Origin of the sequence: Kangiella taiwanensis (genome assembly GCF_020005165.1) — a bacterium.
GTDB lineage: Bacteria > Pseudomonadota > Gammaproteobacteria > Enterobacterales > Kangiellaceae > Kangiella > Kangiella taiwanensis.
In genome coordinates, this window is the sequence record NZ_JAHCLT010000001.1 from 612,962 (window position 1) to 631,650 (window position 18,689).

At 43.3% G+C, this 18,689-nt stretch carries 20 protein-coding genes; 13 read left to right on the forward strand and 7 right to left on the reverse strand.

Annotated elements, in window-relative coordinates; translation table 11 throughout:
- Positions 1-6: 6 nt before the first annotated feature.
- The 10 genes from gspG to nudE are packed head-to-tail and all read left to right on the forward strand — an operon-like array spanning position 7 to position 6,993.
- Positions 7-492, forward strand: coding sequence for a type II secretion system major pseudopilin GspG (gspG, locus tag KFK88_RS03010; protein ID WP_223577176.1), 486 nt, complete (start codon positions 7-9; stop codon positions 490-492).
- Complete coding sequence (gene gspH / locus KFK88_RS03015; protein WP_223577177.1) at positions 461-1,132, forward strand: type II secretion system minor pseudopilin GspH; 672 nt, start codon at positions 461-463, stop codon at positions 1,130-1,132. Before gspG ends, gspH begins: the two co-directional genes overlap by 32 nt.
- A complete protein-coding gene (gene gspI, locus KFK88_RS03020) occupies positions 1,125-1,523 on the forward strand; it encodes a type II secretion system minor pseudopilin GspI (protein ID WP_223577178.1) in 399 nt (132 codons plus the stop codon). Before gspH ends, gspI begins: the two co-directional genes overlap by 8 nt.
- Positions 1,523-2,248, forward strand: coding sequence for a type II secretion system minor pseudopilin GspJ (gene gspJ / locus KFK88_RS03025; RefSeq protein WP_223577179.1), 726 nt, complete (start codon positions 1,523-1,525; stop codon positions 2,246-2,248). The genes gspI and gspJ overlap by 1 nt, the downstream gene beginning before the upstream one ends.
- Positions 2,245-3,303: a type II secretion system minor pseudopilin GspK gene (gene gspK / locus KFK88_RS03030; protein ID WP_223577180.1), complete on the forward strand. Its 1,059-nt coding sequence runs from the start codon at positions 2,245-2,247 to the stop codon at positions 3,301-3,303. The genes gspJ and gspK overlap by 4 nt, the downstream gene beginning before the upstream one ends.
- 3 nt (positions 3,304-3,306) lie before the next feature.
- Complete coding sequence (gene gspL, locus KFK88_RS03035) at positions 3,307-4,530, forward strand: type II secretion system protein GspL (RefSeq protein WP_223577181.1); 1,224 nt, start codon at positions 3,307-3,309, stop codon at positions 4,528-4,530.
- On the forward strand, positions 4,527-5,009 hold the full coding sequence (gspM, locus tag KFK88_RS03040) for a type II secretion system protein GspM (protein ID WP_223577182.1): 483 nt from the start codon (positions 4,527-4,529) through the stop codon (positions 5,007-5,009). The genes gspL and gspM overlap by 4 nt, the downstream gene beginning before the upstream one ends.
- 17 nt (positions 5,010-5,026) lie before the next feature.
- On the forward strand, positions 5,027-5,779 hold the full coding sequence (locus KFK88_RS03045; RefSeq protein ID WP_223577183.1) for a type II secretion system protein N: 753 nt from the start codon (positions 5,027-5,029) through the stop codon (positions 5,777-5,779).
- A gap of 5 nt (positions 5,780-5,784) precedes the next feature.
- Entirely contained in the window at positions 5,785-6,435 is a 651-nt protein-coding gene (gene yrfG / locus KFK88_RS03050) for a GMP/IMP nucleotidase (RefSeq protein ID WP_223577663.1), read from the forward strand.
- A gap of 3 nt (positions 6,436-6,438) precedes the next feature.
- On the forward strand, positions 6,439-6,993 hold the full coding sequence (gene nudE, locus KFK88_RS03055; protein WP_223577184.1) for an ADP compounds hydrolase NudE: 555 nt from the start codon (positions 6,439-6,441) through the stop codon (positions 6,991-6,993).
- 37 nt (positions 6,994-7,030) lie between these two features.
- Here nudE and KFK88_RS03060 read toward each other — a convergent pair whose 3' ends face one another.
- The 6 genes from KFK88_RS03060 to gpmI all read right to left on the reverse strand — a co-directional run bounded on the left by KFK88_RS03060 (position 7,031) and on the right by gpmI (position 14,880).
- The gene (locus KFK88_RS03060) at positions 7,031-7,540 is read right to left on the reverse strand and encodes a hypothetical protein (protein ID WP_223577185.1); all 510 of its coding nucleotides are present in this window, start codon (positions 7,538-7,540) and stop codon (positions 7,031-7,033) included.
- Positions 7,541-7,561: 21 nt separating this feature from the next.
- Positions 7,562-9,175, reverse strand: coding sequence for a carboxypeptidase-like regulatory domain-containing protein (locus tag KFK88_RS03065; RefSeq protein ID WP_223577186.1), 1,614 nt, complete (start codon positions 9,173-9,175; stop codon positions 7,562-7,564).
- A 23-nt stretch (positions 9,176-9,198) separates the two neighbouring features.
- Complete coding sequence (locus KFK88_RS03070; RefSeq protein ID WP_223577187.1) at positions 9,199-10,737, reverse strand: hypothetical protein; 1,539 nt, start codon at positions 10,735-10,737, stop codon at positions 9,199-9,201.
- A 115-nt stretch (positions 10,738-10,852) separates the two neighbouring features.
- Positions 10,853-12,142, reverse strand: coding sequence for a S41 family peptidase (locus KFK88_RS03075; protein ID WP_223577188.1), 1,290 nt, complete (start codon positions 12,140-12,142; stop codon positions 10,853-10,855).
- A 31-nt stretch (positions 12,143-12,173) separates the two neighbouring features.
- Entirely contained in the window at positions 12,174-13,325 is a 1,152-nt protein-coding gene (locus tag KFK88_RS03080) for a murein hydrolase activator EnvC family protein (protein WP_223577189.1), read from the reverse strand.
- 22 nt (positions 13,326-13,347) lie between these two features.
- Positions 13,348-14,880: a 2,3-bisphosphoglycerate-independent phosphoglycerate mutase gene (gene gpmI / locus KFK88_RS03085; protein WP_223577190.1), complete on the reverse strand. Its 1,533-nt coding sequence runs from the start codon at positions 14,878-14,880 to the stop codon at positions 13,348-13,350.
- Positions 14,881-15,075: 195 nt separating this feature from the next.
- On the opposite strand from gpmI, the gene KFK88_RS03090 reads away from it, so the two are divergent.
- From KFK88_RS03090 to KFK88_RS03100, 3 genes are all read left to right on the forward strand, one after another.
- Positions 15,076-15,990 carry an SPFH domain-containing protein gene (locus tag KFK88_RS03090; RefSeq protein WP_345251628.1) on the forward strand — a complete coding sequence of 305 codons (915 nt, stop codon included), beginning with the start codon at positions 15,076-15,078 and terminating at the stop codon, positions 15,988-15,990.
- Positions 15,991-16,058: 68 nt separating this feature from the next.
- On the forward strand, positions 16,059-16,514 hold the full coding sequence (locus KFK88_RS03095; RefSeq protein ID WP_223577192.1) for an NfeD family protein: 456 nt from the start codon (positions 16,059-16,061) through the stop codon (positions 16,512-16,514).
- 181 nt (positions 16,515-16,695) lie between these two features.
- A complete protein-coding gene (locus tag KFK88_RS03100) occupies positions 16,696-17,019 on the forward strand; it encodes a hypothetical protein (protein WP_223577193.1) in 324 nt (107 codons plus the stop codon).
- A gap of 45 nt (positions 17,020-17,064) precedes the next feature.
- On the opposite strand, the gene ahpF is transcribed toward KFK88_RS03100, so the two are convergent.
- Positions 17,065-18,681 carry an alkyl hydroperoxide reductase subunit F gene (gene ahpF, locus KFK88_RS03105; RefSeq protein ID WP_223577194.1) on the reverse strand — a complete coding sequence of 539 codons (1,617 nt, stop codon included), beginning with the start codon at positions 18,679-18,681 and terminating at the stop codon, positions 17,065-17,067.
- Positions 18,682-18,689 lie beyond the last annotated feature (8 nt).

The window sequence follows — 18,689 nt, forward strand, 5'->3', positions numbered from 1 at the left end:
GTTTTAATGAAACGTTTATATACACACAAAATGAAAAAGCAGGTAAAAGGTTTTACCTTGACTGAAATTCTTATTGCGCTGGCTATTGTTGCGATTATGGGAACGTTCGTGACGTTAAGCTTAATGGGTAACGTTGATAAAGCGAATTTGCAGAAGTTAAAAGGTGATTTGAACACCTTAAAAACAGCTTTGAATTCATACAAGATTGATAATGGTTTTTATCCTTCAACAGAGCAAGGCCTGGATGCACTGATTCGCCGTCCTACGAGTGATCCTATCCCGCAAAACTATCAAAGTTCTGGCTACTTAGGTTCGAGTGCAGTACCAAAAGATCCTTGGAAGCGTGATTATATTTATATATACCCTGGTCAGTACGGCGACTTCGACTTGTATTCGTTAGGCAACGATGGACAAGAAGGTGGCGAAGGTGAAAATAAAGACATCGGCACTTGGAATTTACATGAAGCAAATTTCAATACCGAAAACCAGTAGATTAGAACCTATCAAAACCACTCTTCAAAAAGGTTTTACCCTCGTTGAAGTTTTGATTGCGTTGATGATTGCTGCCTTGATGATATCGGTAGCAACCATCGCGCTGAACGATAACGAAGCTGCCGAACTTAAAACAAAATCACGTCAACTATATGGCCTACTGCAAGTAGCACAAGAAGAGTCAATCATTCGGGGTATTGAGCTAGGCGTCAGAATTGAATCAGATGGCTATTCTTTTATGATTTACAACGGTGGGAAGTGGCAACCATTAGAAGACCATCGATTGCTTAAAGATATCCAACTTGAAGAGCCGGTACGGATTGCAGTAAACCTAGAAGGTCAAGACGCGCTACTCGAAAATGAAGCGCCCGAAGATGATGGGGATTCGGAACGCGGCTCTAAAGGTGGCAGTGCCACTAGTGAAAATGAAGAAGACAAAAACAAAGCCAAAACGCCACAAATTTATATGTTGTCTAGCGGTGAAATGAATGAGTTTGTTGTTACCATTGGTTTGGATCGCGATGAGCCAATTTTTTACCGTATACGAGGAAACTATGTTGGAGAAATAGATTTTTCCAATGCTCTTGAAGGGCATTATAGCCACGATTGGGATAAAGACTTAGAAGATGACGATGAGTAAAAGATTGAAGAGACAATCTGGCTTAAGTTTACTGGAGCTGCTGATTGCATTAGCCGTTCTAGCAATCTTTATTACTCCAATGTTATCAGGACTATTTTCATCAAGCATTATTGCAATGGGTAATTCTAAAGAGCGAACGTTGGCGAGCTTCGTCGCACAAAATCATTTTGCTGAATTACAGATTGATGATGATTGGCCATCGGTAGGTACTCAGAGAGGTACTCTTGAGTACGCCAATAGAGAGTGGGAGTGGGAGCGAAAGGTCGTTGGCACACAAGTTGAGAGTATGCGTCGAGTCACTTTATCCATTACTTATGGTGCTCAGGGAATCTTCACCATGACAGGCTTTGTCGGACAAAAGTCGGATAACGGCGGTGGAGAGCGTCGTTAATGCAGTTAGCTAAGGTTAGAGCATTTACGTTAACAGAAGTGTTGATAGCACTTTTTGTATTTAGTGTGGTTCTAGCTGGTGCATTGCAGATTTTTAACTTCATACAAACAACATCGGAATCGAATGATAAGCAAATTGAGCGTTTACGCGAAGTACAGCTGGCGTTTAGGCAATTAGAAGAAGATATTCGCTATATGGTTCCACGTGATCGGCGTAACGAGTTTGGCGATCGAGCACCGTTATTAAAAGGCGAGTCACAAAGTGCGAACAATTACTTAGAGTTTACACGTAGTGGTTGGCGTAATCCGGCAAAGATACAGCGCAGTACTTTGCAGCATGTGAAATATGAGTTCATTGATGATCGTATTGAACGTCATCATTGGATATTTGTCGACAGCGCGCGACAAGATCAAGAGTTGACGCGAGACTTTTTAACAGAAGTAGAAGAGTTTAATCTCGAGTTTTTGACTAAAGGAACTTGGAAAAAGGAGTGGTTAGTTGATAACGATGAACGACTAGCCATGCCTGAAGCAATAAAGGTTACGGTTGTACTCAGGGATTACGGGGAGCTGTATCGATTGTTCCCGATGCCAAGGTTTGAAGTCTCGGCAGGTGATGATGGTGAACGCCGAGGGGCACCAAATGATGACCTAGGCAATGAGAATGGGCGAACCCCTAACTCTGGTGATGGACGCGGTAAAAGTGAACGAGATGGTAGCTCATGAAAGCATTGAGTAAAGTTCGAGGCGTGGCACTAATCACCGTATTGATTATTTTTTCGGTTTTAAGCGTACTGGCAATTCAGATTTTGAATACGCAACAAATGCATGTACAGAGAACGGCAAATATCATTAACAGTTCACGTGCCTACCAGTACATGTATGGCGCAGAAGTTTTTGCGACCGCTCAATTGAAAGAGTATTTTAAAGAGAGCAAAGCTGAACGAGTACATCGAAATCAACCTTGGTCACAAGGTGCGATCGCTTTTGAAATTGAGCAGGGCTTAGGGCAGCTACAAGGTTCGATTAGAGACATGCATAGCTGCTTCAACATTAATAGCGTATTGATGGAGCCAGTAGATACAGTCGGTGACGAGGATGGCCGGCAGCTTGGTGGTGATAGTAACTCTGGGGGTAGGGGCGAAGTGAAAAGTGGAAATGATGGCTCAGAAAGCTCTGGCATGCCCGGTGTCGATTTATTTGCTAAGTTACTAGAAAGTAGTATAGATGCAGAAGAAGCATCACCACAGGCGCTCGCTGTTGCGACAAAGGACTTTATTGATGAAGATCAAGAGCCAGCAGGTATTGATGGGGCGGAAGATTATCATTATACCGGATTACAAGTACCTTACAGGACAGCTGATACGTTACTCGCTCATACAAGTGAGCTGATGGTGGTAAAAGGCTTTAATGCCGATATTTATGACTCTATAAAAGAGTATATCTGTGTGTTACCGACTACAGATGGCACAATAAATGTTAATACGGTGAAGCCCGAGCATGCTGAGCTGGTATGGATGTTGTTAGAGGATGTGGAGCTTTCACAAGTTCGTCAGGCGTTACAGGAATTACCTGACGATGGTTACGATGAAAGCTCATTTTTTGAAGCGCTTGGAAGTGGCAAAGTCTCTAAACAAGCTAAAGGCCGATTGGTCTATGATAGTAAGTATATGCTGCTAACTGCAGAAGCGAGAGTGAATACAGGTACTGCTGTGGTGCGCTCTTTAATGTTAAAAAGTGATAACGAATTTCATGTGGTAGCGCGCCACATTGGGGAATAAATAATGAAAGAAAAATTATTTATACGGATCAATAGCGATGAAAAATCCTTAGAATGGGGATGTTTATCACAATCTGAGAATGGTCAAGCCACTTTCTCAGAGCGTGGACGTTTATTGATGGAAGATCTCGAAGTTCTGGGTGAGGCTGTTTCTGAGCAACAGATTATATTAATGTTGCCGGCCCACCGAGTGAAATGCTTTAACGAAAGTGCTCCTACAAAAAATCGTAAACACCTTGAAAAAGCGATCCCATATCAACTCGAGGAGCAGATTTTAGATAATGTTGATAGTCAACATTTTGCCCTTGGCAGCTTTGATAGCAAAGAGCGCTTGGCAATCAATGTTATTGATAAAAGTTACTTGGGTGACACTCTAGCGCTATTTAAAGATGCGGGTATTGAGCCTGATGTGGTTGTCTCTGAAGCTGCTTGCCTGCCTCATTTCGATGATGCATGGAGTGTTTTAATTGAAGACCAGGTCTTGGTTCGCCAAGAGAACAACCTATTTTGGTCAGCAGATAAGTCGTTAGTAGAAGAGTTGTTAAAACTTGAACTGCAAAGTAATGAGCTCGCCGTTACACAGGCCGTTAGGGTATATGCTGCTGAAGGTGAACAGCTAAACTTAGCTGATGTCCCGGGTTTGGCTACGCAACCTCAACAGGTCAACGATAGTTTTTTATTTTTAGCAGATAGTTTTGGCAACGATACGATTAATTTATTACAGCAGGGCTTTTCGTCACAAAAGAAAACGAAAAAAAATTATGGCGTTTGGAAGCTTCCAGCAATTGCTGCAGTGACCTTGGTCGTATTAGGTTTAACGTATTTAATTAGCAATATCGTCCATTTAAATAAGCAGCAGGCTCTGCTGGAAGAGAGAACATTAGCTGAAACTAAGAAGCTTTATCCAACTTTGCCCCTGACAACTGCTCGGGTGCAAATTAATAACAGCTATCGCAATATTGGCGGTGAAACTGGTAGTGGAGTCAGCTTCGCAGGTTTGGTTGATAAGTCTATTAAGGCCATGGACACCAAGAATATTGAGTTTACACAAATGGAGTATATTGCGAGCCGTGGCCAATTAAGCATTGATGTCAGCGCTGAAAGTTACGACGTCCTAACTCGCTCACAAAGAAGCCTTGAGAGCTCTGGCTTGGAAGTAAGTATGCGCAATGCTTCTGAGAATGGCGGTGTTTGGACCGCAAGAATTACGGTGGGGTTAAACAAGTGAAAGTATTAAAAGATTGGTATACCAGTTTAAACCAACGTGAACGCAGTATGGTGACCGTACTGGGTATTATGATGATACTGCTCATTGTATTTATTGCAGTAGTGCTGCCCACCAAAAAATATATTGCCTCTTTAAATGAACGTGTGGAGCGGATGGAGTCTGATTTGCCACAAATAGCCTCTAAGGTAAAAGCACTGCAGGCGCGTTCAGGCAATAGCAGGCAAGCAAGTAATCAATCGCTTAATCAGTTGGTAACTAACACCAGCAAGCAGTTTGGTTTGAAATTCTCGAGAATTGAAGAACGTAAGCGTGATGAAGAAATTCAGGTAAGACTCGACGATGTGGAGTTTGATCAGTTTTTGCGCTGGGTTGGTCAACTTGAGCAGCAGCAAGGGCTCATTATTGACACGCTGAGGGTTTCGGATACTGATGAAACAGGGATGGTAGATGCTTCAGTGAAATTTATTAAGACCTCGTAGGTTTCATTAGGGTTGCTATGAAGAAAATAATATTAGGGGCTGTCGCGGCCCTTATTCTTTTTTTAGTGTTACTGTTAGCACTTGCGCCAGCAAAAGTCATAACGCCTTGGGTTAGCGATGCCGTCCCGGGTTTGCATTTAAATAACGTTGAAGGCTCCATTTGGTCAGCTAAAATTGACCGAGGACAGTTTAGAAATTTTACACTAGATAATATTGAGCTTGATGTTAATCCATTGAGTTTGGTTGTTGGTAAACTCAATGCGGGAGTCGTTGTCAATGATCCCAATATTAATATTAAGGCTGATACAGTATTATCAGCACAGCACTATCAGCTGGAGAACGTAAGGTTTGATATTGACACATCCTACGTCATTTCAAAAATTAAAACGCCACTGCAAGGGCTGTCGGGAAGAATTGAAGGAGCTCTATCAGAGTTGGATTTTGAGAATAACCATCTGAAAACCTTAGAAGGGCAGGGGGAGTGGCGTAATGCCGTGATCCAATACCCTAATAATAACTTAGAGCTCGGAGACATTAACTTTAAGTTGAGTAAAATGAGTAATCAGGGAAATGGCGCTAAGGTCGACATTATAAGCAATCAGGGCGTGCTAGACTTGAAGGGCTATATTGAGATTGGACTTGATAAGCAATTTAATATGAATATTCATACGACTACTGAATTGCCAGCGAATATTAAAAACTGGCTTACCCAATGGGGTCGACAACAGGGTGATCGTATCTATTTAGAGTGGCGGGGGAGGCTTCCTTGAAGCAAGTGCATTGGAGAGAGGTTGATGCCATTCTCTTGGATATGGATGGAACGTTGCTCGACTTGTCTTTTGATAACCACTTTTGGAAGCAGGCCGTTCCCAATATTTATGCCCAAGATAAGGGGATTAGTTTAGAACAATCTTTCGAACACTTAGGGCAGTATTATGAGCAGTACAGCGGGACCTTGAATTGGTACTGCACAGACTTTTGGTCTGAAAAGCTTGGCATAGATATCATTAAGCACAAAATGGATTTATCGCATAAAATTGCGCTTCGCCCAGGCACGCAAGAGTTCTTGGAAAAAATAAAGGCTAGCGATAAAGATGTATTTTTAGTCACCAATGCTCATCCTGAAACATTAAGGGTTAAATTAGACAAGACTGGAATAGGCGATTATTTTGACCGACTTTACTCATCACATGAATTTAACCAGCCTAAAGAGTCACCACTTTTTTGGACACAGCTAGAGCAACAACTTAGCACGCCTTTGTCTCGCTGTATCTTTATAGACGATACGGAGTCCATTTTAATACAAGCGAAACAATCGGGTGTTAAATATGTTGTTATGGTTGAGCAACCTGACATGACACAGCCAGTAAGAAAAAGCACTGAGTTTCAAAGTATCAATCAATTAACTGAACTATTACCGATTTAATCTATGCCTTCAAAATTACCAAAAATTAAGAATCAAAAGGTTATCGCTCAAACACGTATTTTTGCGGTAGAGGAATTAGAGTTAGAGTTTTCTAATGGCGTTTATCGGATTTATGAACGGTTAAAAGCTGGTAAACACGGAGCGGTGATGATCATTCCACTGATTAGTGACGATACCATGCTATTAATCAAGGAATATGCTGCAGGCATGGAGCGATATGAGTTAGCGTTCCCGAAGGGGTTAATAGACCCTGGAGAGCAGGCTGTTGATGCAGCTAATCGAGAGTTGCAAGAAGAGGCAGGGTTCGCCGCTAAGTCTTTGACTGAATTGAAACGCATTACTTTAGCACCCGGCTATTTAAGTCATCAAATGGATTTAGTTGTAGCTGAAGATCTGTATCCCAGTAAACTTGAAGGCGATGAGCCTGAGCCTATAGAAGTGGTCGAGTGGAAGTTAGCAGATATTGATCAGCTACTTGAACTAGAAGAGTTTAGCGAAGCTCGGAGTATTGCGGCTGTATACTTATTAAAAAGATACTTGAAACAAAAAAGCCGCTAAAACGAAGCGGCTTTTTTGTTTATTCTAAACTACAATACTAGCGCTCTTCTGCTGGCATTGAGATGATTTTTTCACCGTTCTCATCGGTAGTTAAAGTTCCGTTTTTCTCAAGATAAGCTTCAATGGGCTTATCTCCCGCGATAATACGAATTGCAAAAGGTTTCTTGTGTGACTGTTGTGCATCTTCAGCAACAACCGTGACTAGGTGTATGCCTTCTGTCATAGGGGTAACACTGAAAGAGTGTTGGGTTTGCCCGCCGGACGACTTCTGTAGGTTAAGTTGCGAGTTTCCATGAAGCACCATCTTGTCAGTCGTTTTCAGCAATGCATGACTCGGCTGCTGCTTACCAGTGAAGTTAACACTAATATCAACAGTTTCTCCCACCGCAACGCGCTCTTTGGAAACAGTATAATCCATTTGCACTTTCATTGAAGGCTTGCCCGGGCTTTTGAAGCTTTGAGCTTCTTTAGTGTCTTCTGCCGTAGTTTGGTTATTGCATGCGATTAACGGTATCGCAACGAATAAAGGTAATAAAAGCTTTTTCATAGGGAATGTCCTCAAACTATATTAATTCTGAATTAGCGATACATCGAAGCAAGCTGCGTCGTTGTATGATAAAACGTCAGCGACGTGTGTACCTGCTGAGAAATTATTTGTAATATTCACCGTTGAGCTCGTAACTGCGTCGTCAAGCGCAACGAGTACGCCGCGGCGATATATGTAGCCATCTAAATCTTGACTACCTGAAGGGCTGAGTCGCAAAGTATAGCTTCCACTGGTGTTAATATTGAGTCGTACAAACTTTCGATTTCCAAGTTTGTTGCGATTATCTCCAGAACCAAAGCCACCAAAGGTGCTGATAGTGCAAACGTTTTGTGTATCGCCTGGATTTAGCTCATTATAGACAGGAATAACACTTGGCTGACCTTCGTTATCCGTTTCATTTGAGCCCCAAATATCGACATTAACGTTGATATTTTGCCCTGTAAGCAAACTATTCAGCGCGACAGCGTCACTTGCATTCTCGTCTTTCAGGTAGGTCATAAAGCTAAAAATACTGGTAAAGGCGTCAGTATTGCGCTGCTGGCCTGTTAGTACATCATAGATAGGCTGTAAACCCAGCGCAGCTGAGTCGTCATTCGAGCCATCATAAATATCGTATAAGATTGACTGAACAGAACCTTCACTAAACCAGCCAGGGTTCTGGACATTATTGCTTTCTACGTTTATTGAAAAACCTTGGGCCTGGTTTGCACCAAAAGAGTCACGGTAGAAAGGGTCGTCAGTGATAATACCTGACCATGCGTTACCAAAACCTTCACCGAAAGCAACGCGCATATCTAGGCGATCACCGCCGCCATGCGAGCCTCCAATGCTATCTGAGCGGGCATTATTGTCTTCGAAATAATGACCCCATTCATGAATGATAACGTGACCATCGTATTCATCCGTGTCAGTATTTGCAGCACCTAATAAATAGATTTGGTCTTGAGTATAGAACGACGTACCAATACGACCGTCGGCCAAATTACCACTTTGAGGGATATTGTTAGGACTCCAATTAATGACCAGAGGGTCAAGTGTTAGGTTTGAGTCAACCGTTTGTAGCTTTTGAATAATGACATAAACCCGGTCAAGGATATTAAAGGGCGCGGCAGCACGGGTTGATGTATAAGAGCTCGTTCCCCAGCCAGACGCTGCATTAATGTCGCGAGTTTCTGTCGTTGAAGACACGGTGAACGTGTTGGTATCTAAAACATACTGTGCGTTACTACTGGTGTTATCAACGACTTCAATATCCCAAGACTGAGTGCCACTTTGTTTTAGTTCGGCTCTAACACGAATGCGGTACGATGAACCTGTTTCAGCATCAAAGCTATAGTCACCAGAAGCATCACTAACATCGGTATCAACAACTGTGGTTCCTTCGAGTAATTGAACCGTCACGCCACGTATAGGCACCTGAACTGTACCATTGTAATTCAGGCCACTAGTAGATGAATTATGTGGAACACTATCAAAAGTCAGCTTCCCGGAAATCGTCGCTGCTTCACCACTACTGCCGCCACCACCGCCGCCACCGCCTGGAGGTGTGCTGTCGCCACCGCCACTACCGCCGCCTCCACAGCCGTAAACAAGCCCAGCGAGAGCTGCTATTGTGAGAAGTTTATTAATATTCATGGTTAACTCCGGGTAAGGGTGTGTTAATTCATTTGAAACTCAGCGTTGAAACAAGTCGCTGCAACCGCAGTGCCTTCTGCGTTGTATCCAATGACGTCAGCGATGCTGATGCCTTGTGTCAGCTCCGTTGTAATCACCGCAGGCTCAATACCAGCCGCTTCATTCTTCGCAATTTCTTGACCTTGAGTAAATATATACCCGTCAATATCATTATCGCGTGAAGGAGTCAGGGTCAGAGTGTAGCTGCCTGTTGATGGTACGTTAAGCTTTATAAATCGATGATTAGCGAGCTTGTTACCGTCAGCGCCTTGAGAGGTACTGGTGCAAACGCGAATGACTTCCGCAGGGTTTAGCTCTAAATAGATCGGCAACGCCTCAGGTAGTGAACCGTCGTTGGTGGCGTTTGAGCCCCATATATCTACATCTGAAGTGATGTTTTGAGCTTCTAGCAGGTTATTGAAATCATTAACAAAAGACGGGTTTTCGTCTTTTAGATACGTCATGAATGAAAAAACACTGGTGAATGCATCGGTGTTTTTTTGCTGACCAGTCAAAACGGCGACTATGGGTTCTAAGCCTAAATTAATAAAGTCCTGACCATCGCTTGCTTCATCATAGATATCATATAACAGGGACTGCACTGAACCTTCACTGAACCAGCCGGGGTTGATGACATCATTGTCTTCAATCTCGATAGAGAACCCTGTGGCTTGGTCTTGGTCAAAAGAATCCTGATAAGTCGGTTGGTCGGTGATCATCGCTGACCATGCATTACCGAAGCCTTCGCCAAAAGCAACTCGCATGTCTAAGTAGTCGCCACCCGCGTGAGGACCACCAATACTGTCCGAGCGTGCTACGCTGTCTTCAAAGAAGTGTCCCCATTCATGGATAATGACATGTTGGTCGTACTCATCGGTATCAACATCCTCTGCGCCCAACAGAAAAATTTGACCATTTTGGTAATAAGAAGTGCCGATTTCGCCAACAGTAATATCACCAAACTGGGGGATATTATTTGGACTCCAGTTAATGGTTAGGGCGGGCAGCTGCACAGAACCAATAGCGTCGAGTTTGACAAAAATATCGTAGACTTTATCAAGGATATGAAAAGGGGCAGATGCTCTTGTCGAGCCATACCCTTCGCCTCGTCTCCACCCTGAAGCTGCATGTAAATCGACATTCATATCTTCGCGCTTCACTTCAAAGGTGTCAGTTTCCAAGACATAAAGTGCTTTTTGGTTCGTGTTATCAACAACTCTAACTTGCCACTCATTACCGTCGTCATCGTTAGTGTCGTTAGATAATTCAGCACGGACTCGGATCTTAACGAAGGTGTCCATTTTTTTTATGAATTTAAATTCACCATTGGACCCTGTGACGTATGTATCGATGATGTTACCATCTTCGATCAATTGAACTTCAACACCTCGAACCGGTGCATCGAAAGATTTATCGTATTCCAGTCCGTGTGAAATACTGCTGTGAGGAACTTTCTCATAAGTCACCGTGCCTTTGATTTCAGCATTTGGGACATCACAGCCAGATAAGATAATTAGCGCCACGCAAGCACAAAAAAATCTCCAAGGAAACATACACTACCCCGATTTTATTATGATATATAAACCAAACAGTTTTTCAGTTTAATATAACTTATAGCGTTGATCGAGTTGCGTTATTCTATTTTATTAAGTTTTTAATGTGTTTTATCGCCGCCATGACCTGATTATCGCGACGATAGTCTTGATTATCAGCAGTTTGCGGTGTGGACTCTTTTTTTGTATCAGTTTGTAGCTTTTCAGGCTCGTTAATCTCTAACGATTCAAACGGTAAGTTGATATCCGGAGATATGCCTGAATTTTGGATAGAACGATCATTGGGAGTGTAGTACAAGGATGTGGTCAGCTTGATGGCATTGCCGCCATGAATTGGCAGAATGGTCTGTACCATGGCTTTACCGAATGACTCCGTGCCAATCAGTGTTGCTCTATTATGATCCTGTAAAGCCCCTGCAACTATCTCTGAAGCCGAAGCGGAACGGTTATTGATCAGGACGACCAGTGGTTTTCCTCGAAGAATATCGCCCATCGTTGCATTATGTACTTCGTTATTTTCATCGTGGCGACCTTTTGTTTTAACAATGACGCCATCATTCAAGAATAAGTCGCTGACCTCTGTAGCCCCATCAAGAAGACCGCCAGGATTATTTCTTAGATCAAGGATCAGTCCAGATAAAGGTTTTTTACTGAGGTACTCCATATTGCTGATGGCTTGGCTTAAGTCGTTGGCTGTACGGAGTTGAAACTCGGTGATTCGCGCAAAACCGATATTCTGCTCAAGGAGTTCGTAGTTAACGCTGGTTGTGTGGATAATCTGTCGGGTAATAAGAACTTCTTTTTCATCGTCTGAACCAGATTTGAGGTAGGTAAGTTTCACTTTACTACCCGGAGCACCACGCATCAGCTCGGAACCATCTTCTGGAGGGAGTCCCTTTGTCGTGACTTCATTGATTTTTATAATAAGGTCACCTTTTTGTAAACCCACTTCTTGTGCTGGTGAGTCATCAATGACGTTAACCACCTCAATGCCGTTATCGAGGTGATTAGCTTCGATGCCAATGCCTGCGTAGTCACCCGTGGCACTTTCCTGAAGTGCGGCGAACTGTTCGGCAGTTAAATAGGTAGAGTAAGGGTCAAGGTTACTTAACATGCCTCGAATAGCAGCATCTAGGATTTCTTTATCCGTAAGCTCTTTGACGTATGACTTTTTGATTTGTGCGTAAGCATCAGCTAGGGCTGCCAATTCATCCAGTGGTAGCGTCTCGACAGTATTCGATGTGCCAGACTCTTGCGCTGTTTTGTTGTCTTCTGGTGTGAGGTCTTCGGCAGACGGTTTTTCAGGGCTATCAGCATTTACTGTGCCGAGGAAGCAACAGAAAATCAGGCCGACAAATACAGTTTTAATGCTCATAAGTTCCTTGCCCTTTGGTTATAGCTTACAGTTATTTAATCCATGCAATAGGATTTTGTGGTTTTCCTTTATAACGAATTTCAAAATATAAACCAGGTTCACCGCTACCGCCACTCCCGCCAGAGGTTGCAACTGGCTCGCCAGCCTCAACCCAATCCCCAGGCGATTTCATTAATGTCTGATTTTGCCCATAAAGAGAGAGGTAGCCTTTACCATGGTCTACGATAACTAACATTCCGTAGCCGCGGAGCCAGTCTGAGAAAACCACTTGGCCGTGGTGAATGGCATGTACCATGTCACCTTCTTTTGCCCCAATTAGGATGCCGTTCCACTTTAAACGGTTTCCAAGTTTATTGCTACCGTAGCGATAGACCAGTGAACCTTTAGCCGGCCACTGCAATTTTTTCTTATATTTTGCTAAGCCATCAAGAGACTGTTTTGGAGCAAACTGTCGTAAGGTCTTTTCGATGGACTGAATAACTTTGGCCAGTTCTTGCTCGTCACGCTTGAGCTTTGATAAGCGAGAGTTCTGGTTGTTGTAACTATCTTTTAACTGTTGCAGGGCAACTTTTTGCTGCTCTTTAAGCTTAACCTGTTTGGCCTGCTGAGTTTCTTGGTCGGCTTCAAGCTCGGACAACGATACTAATGTTGTTTGAATATCTTGTTCAATGGTTTTCAGTCGCTCAAGAGTTTGTTGTAACTCTTCGATATCGTCTATTCGAGCTTGGTTGAGATAGCGAAAGTACTCGAGCATGCGTGAGACTTTAGTCGGATCTTCTTGGTTCAAGAGTAACTTAACGTACTCTTGGCGACCTGAGATATAAGCACTTTTCAATTGTGTGGCGAGTTGATTGCGCTGTTTCTCACGAAGCACCGTTTTTTCTTTTTGTTCGACTTTGAGCGCTTCTAATTTTTGTTTTTCACTTGCTAATTGATTGCGAGTATTCCTTAGCGCTTGAGTCGCTTCGGCTAGCTGCTTGTCGATGGTTTGGATATTTTGTTGCGCTTCACTTTGTTCTTCGAGGTTGGCTTGCAGCTCTTGTTGAATATCAGAAATTGCAGCTTTAAGAATCTTTAATTCTTTCTCGGCCTGAGCTTTATTGTTGTTCGCGGAGTGCGAAGGAGAAGCAAAGGCCACCAAGAAAGTCAGTAGACATAATAATAATGATCTTGGTGGCGTCATGTAATGGTAAACCTTGTTAACGTTATAGTTTAAATATTGGTCGGCCTGTCATTTCATCAGGAATCGGCAAGTCCATCAAGGTTAATAATGTAGGCGCCAAATCTGAAAGTACACCGTTGTTAACAACAGGCTCAGCTTTGCGGCCAATGTACAGAAGCGGTACTGGCTCGCTGGTGTGTGCGGTGTGCGCTTGACCTGTTGTAGCGTCTGCCATCTTTTCGGCGTTACCGTGATCGGCTGTGATAAGAGCCTCTCCGCCGACTTTTTCAAGGGCTTCAACGATTCTTCCAATACAAACGTCTAGGGCTTCAATCGCTTTTACCGTCGCTTCGAAGTTACCCGTATGTCCAACCATGTCCGGGTTAGCGAAGTTACAGATTATCGCGTCGTATTCTTGGTTTTCAATAACTTTGACTAGATGATCCGTTACTAGCTGTGCATTCATCTCAGGCTGTAAATCGTAAGTCGCTACATCAGGCGACGGTATTAATTCGCGATCTTCGCCAGTGAATGGTGTTTCAACGCCACCGTTGAAGAAAAAAGTAACATGCGCATACTTTTCAGTTTCGGCAATACGGAGCTGTTTTTTGCCAAGCTTCATTAAATGCTCGCCGAGAACATTGCTCATACTTATTGGTGGGTAGGCGATAGAAGCATCAATATCGGTCGCGTATTGTGTCAGCATGACGAAGTCAGCTAATGCTGGACGTACTTTTCGCTCGAAGCCATCGAAACCATCATTGGTAAAGGCTTTACTGATTTGACGCGCACGGTCTGCACGGTAGTTCATGAAAATAACGCTGTCACCGTCTTCAATGGGTGCTGCTTCACCAATGACCGTAGCTTTAACGAACTCGTCATTTTCATCACGCTCATAAGCTGCATTCAGCGCCGTCACACCATCAATAAACTGATACTCTGCTTCGCCTTGAGTCAGCATGTCGTAAGCCAACTCGACACGCTCCCAACGGTTATCCCGATCCATCGCATAATAACGTCCGACCATGCTGGCTAAGCGCCCGACACCTACTTCCTTGCACACTTCGTCGAGCTGAATCAAGCTGGCTTTTGCACTGCGAGGAGGCATATCGCGACCATCTAAAAATGCATGGATGTACACTTTTTTGGCGCCACGTTGTTTGCACAGTTTAATGGCAGCGTGGATGTGATCTTCATGGCTGTGAACACCACCAGGAGACAATAGTCCCATCAAGTGGACCGCTTTATCTTTGCTCACGGCTTTATCGATGGCTTTAAGCAAAGCAGGGTTATCGAAAAAATCACCTGTTTCAATATCTTTGCTGATTCGAGTATAGTCCTGATAAACCACGCGACCAGCGCCAAGGTTCAGGTGACCCACTTCCGAGTTACCCATCTGACCATCAGGTAAGCCCACGTCGGTTCCTGAGCCGGAAATTAACGTATGGCTGTATTGATCCCAATACTTATCCCAATTCGGGGTATTGGCCGCCATGATGGCATTGTCTTTCGGATCTTCGCTATATCCCCAACCATCGAGAATGATCAGGGCAACAGGTTTTGGGCTATTACTCATGAAATTTGATAAAAGTGACGAACTTATAACCTATTGTATCGTGACAGCGGTGGTGAGACCAGAGCTAAGCTATGGTCGACGACAGGTTTGTAATGGCTTGTGACAAAATCTGAAAAAAATAGATTGAACCAAAGATAAAAAACATTCTATATTGAGCGTTTGATAATAATTTTAAACAATAAATAACAGAGGAATATGTTAATGGAACTTACTATCGCAGTTGTCGCTCTTGTCGTTATCGGTATCTTCTTAGGGGTTAAAACGGTATCCCAGGGCAGTCAATATACCGTTGAGCGCTTTGGTAAATACCGTAAAACGTTATCGCCAGGCTTGCATGTCATCGTGCCAATCATTGATCGCATTGGTGCTAAGGTCAATATGATGGAGCAGGTGCTTGATATCCCAGCGCAGCAAGTGATTTCGCAGGATAACGCCACGGTGACGATTGACGCGGTATGCTTCTATCAAGTAGTTGACCCCGTTAAAGCGACTTATGAAGTGAATCAGCTGCATCGTGCGATGCAGAACCTGGTTATGACCAACATTCGTACCGTTCTGGGTAGTATGGACCTAGACTGGATGCTCTCCAAGCGTGATGAAATAAACGCGCGAATCTTAACTATTGTCGACGAAGCGACCAATCCTTGGGGCGTGAAAGTGACTCGTATTGAGATTAAAGATATTTTACCGCCACGAGACTTGGTTGATGCCATGGCGCAGCAAATGAAGGCTGAGCGTTTAAAGCGTGCCCACATTCTTGAAGCAGAAGGTACTAAGCGTTCAGAAATTCTTGAGGCTGAGGGTGAGAAGCAAGCGCAGATCCTAAAGGCTGAAGGTGAAAAAGAAGCAGCATTCCGCGAAGCAGAGGCTCGTGAACGTTTAGCGGAAGCCGAAGCGAATGCAACAACCATGGTGTCGAAAGCGATTGCCGAAGGTAATGTTCAAGCGATTAACTACTTCGTGGCACAAAAATACGTTGAAGCGTTAGGTGACATCGCCACTTCGGATAACCAGAAAGTCTTGATGCTACCGCTAGAAGCGTCGTCAGTGATAGGCTCGGTAGCCGGTGTTGCTGAAATTGCTAAAGAAGCTTTTGGTAACAAGTCTTAAGGCTTGTTTTTAAGTAAAGATATAAAAAAGTCATAAGAAAGATCACATAGAACCAATAAGGGGATTGTATGGACTTCTTCTCAAATGCAGAATATTGGCACTGGATGGTATTCGGTTTGGTGCTGCTGATTTTAGAAATGTTCGCGCCAGGAGCCATTTTACTCTGGCTCGGTATCGCGGCATTAATCGTCGGAACTTTATTACTGTTTTTAGGAGACGTCCTCACGCCTGAGTGGCAATGGATCATTTTTTCAATCTTTTCTGTCGTCAGTATTCTCGTCTGGCGAAGCGTCAGTAAAAAACGCCGACAAGAGCGTCCAGAAGAAGAGGGTACTCTTAACCAGCGCGGCAAATCGTTAATTGGACAAACGTTTACTCTAGCAACTGCTATCGAAGATGGTGTCGGCAAAGCCAAAGTTGGTGATACCTACTGGCGCGTAACAGGGCCTGACCTGCCGCAAGGGGAGAAAGTTAAAGTGGTGGGTTTTGAAGGCGCGACTTTGAAGGTTGAGCCGCTACAATAAAAGTGTTTCTTATTTTGCTAAAATGGGTTGAGAGGCTTTTTATCAGTAATCAAAATGTACTCTGACCCCATTAGTTTACGTGATATCAAAAAAACTGGGTCAGAGTAAACTATTGAACTAATCAAGGTTGTTTGAGTTGAGTACTAAAAAGTGGAGGTTTGGAATATTTCTAGTGCTAGTTGTGTTATTAGTACTAGTTGATGTTATTCATATATTCTTTCCAGATAAGTATCTTCAAAGACACGGAGGTTACAGTTCTAGTTTATTCGCAAAAGAGAAAGTGGCTTTTGCCCTGTCGGTTGGAGCAAACCCTAACCTAAAAATAGATGGAGAGCCAAAAGGAGAAAACCCTTTTTTTGTGTCTTATGTCTTAGAAAGAAGTGATCTTGTGAGGTTAATGTTGCCCCATATGAATTGTGAAAATTTATTACAAGTCAAAGATCATCAAACTCTTTATTCAGATTATTTCTTCATTGTCCGTGAATATGAAGCTAGATGTCACTGAGTAGCAGTTGTAAGAAAAGCCCTCTGAAGATAGGGCTTTTCTTACTTAAGCAGCGTTTTGAGACTGCTTAGGGGATTGGTGGTCTTGATACATCTTTTCAAGTCGAGAAGAGTTAGCTAGCAAATATTCGAATGATGCTAACGATGCCTTAGACCCTTCGCCCATCGATACCACGATTTGCTTGTAAGGTACGGTGGTGACGTCACCTGCAGCGTATATCCCAGGCTGTGACGTTTCGCATTTTTCGTTAATCACGATTTCGCCAAACTTGGTGGTTTCTACCACGTCGCCAAGGAAGTGGCTGTTAGGCACTAGACCAATTTGTACAAAGACACCATCAAGGTCAATGCTGTGGTTGGTTTCTGTTGTGCGATCTTGATACTCAATCGACGATACTTTGCCATTTGTTGCGTGAATTTCTTTAGTCGCAACGTTTTTTAGAATCGTGATGTTATCTTTAGCTTCAGCTTGGTCAACCAATACCTTATCGGCTTTTAAATCGGGCATAAATTCAAACACAGTGACTGATTTCACAATACCTGCTAGGTCTAATGCTGCTTCGATACCTGAGTTACCGCCGCCGATGACTGCGACATCTTTACCTTTAAAGAAGGGTCCATCACAGTGCGGACAATACGCAACACCATTGCCAACGTTTTCTTTTTCACCTGGAATACCGAGTTCTCTCCACTTAGCACCAGTGGCAATGATCATGGTTTTGCTATCAATAATCTCGCCAGATGACAGAGTAATGCTCTTAATATCACCTTGGTTCACTTCAGTAACCCGCAAGTGTTCTTTGACGGTGATGTCGTATTCATTGAGGTGTGCTTGTAGCGCACCAGAGAGTTCTGGCCCAGTTGTTTTAGGTACAGAAATAAGGTTTTCAATGCCCATGGTGTCTTTGACTTGGCCACCAATTCGGTCGGCAATTAGGGTGACTTTTAAGCCTTTACGTGCGCTATAAATCGCTGAACTTACGCCTGCTGGACCACCGCCGATAACGACGACATCTTGTAATGGTAGTTTTTCATCAGAGTTAGCTTGTGCAATAGACGGATCTTGCTCTAATAATTTATCAATTAATTCTGCTGCTGTAACTTTGCCGTTAGCAAATAATTCACCGTTAAGGTAAACGCTGGGTACGCCCTGAATGTCTCGCTCTTCAATCACGTCTTGGAATAAACCGCCGTCGATCATTTCTGCGGAAATGTTTGGGTTGAGCACTGCAAATTGATTCAGCGCTTGCACCACATCCGGACAGTTATGACAGCTTAGACTGACAAAGACTTCAAACTTCATATCTTGGTCAATATTTTTGACCATGCTTTGCAATGAGTTATCAAGCTTTACTGGCGTTCCCGCGGACTGTAAGACAGCAAGAACTAGCGAGTTAAATTCATGGCCTGATGGTATTCCAGAAAACTGAATGCCAGTGTCGTCACCATCGGCTTCTAATATGAAGCTGATTGGACTGCGGACTTTCCCATTAATATCGCGTTCTTCGAATTGAATCTTGTCGTTTACGCTAGCAAAGCTTTCTAAAAATTCTTTTAATTCGTTACGCTTTGAATGTTCACCGGTTTGCAAGACGAAAGTCACCGTCTTTTGCATATCTGCGGTATAGCCTTTCAAAGCTTCTAAGATTTGGTTGTTTAGCATTTGAACTT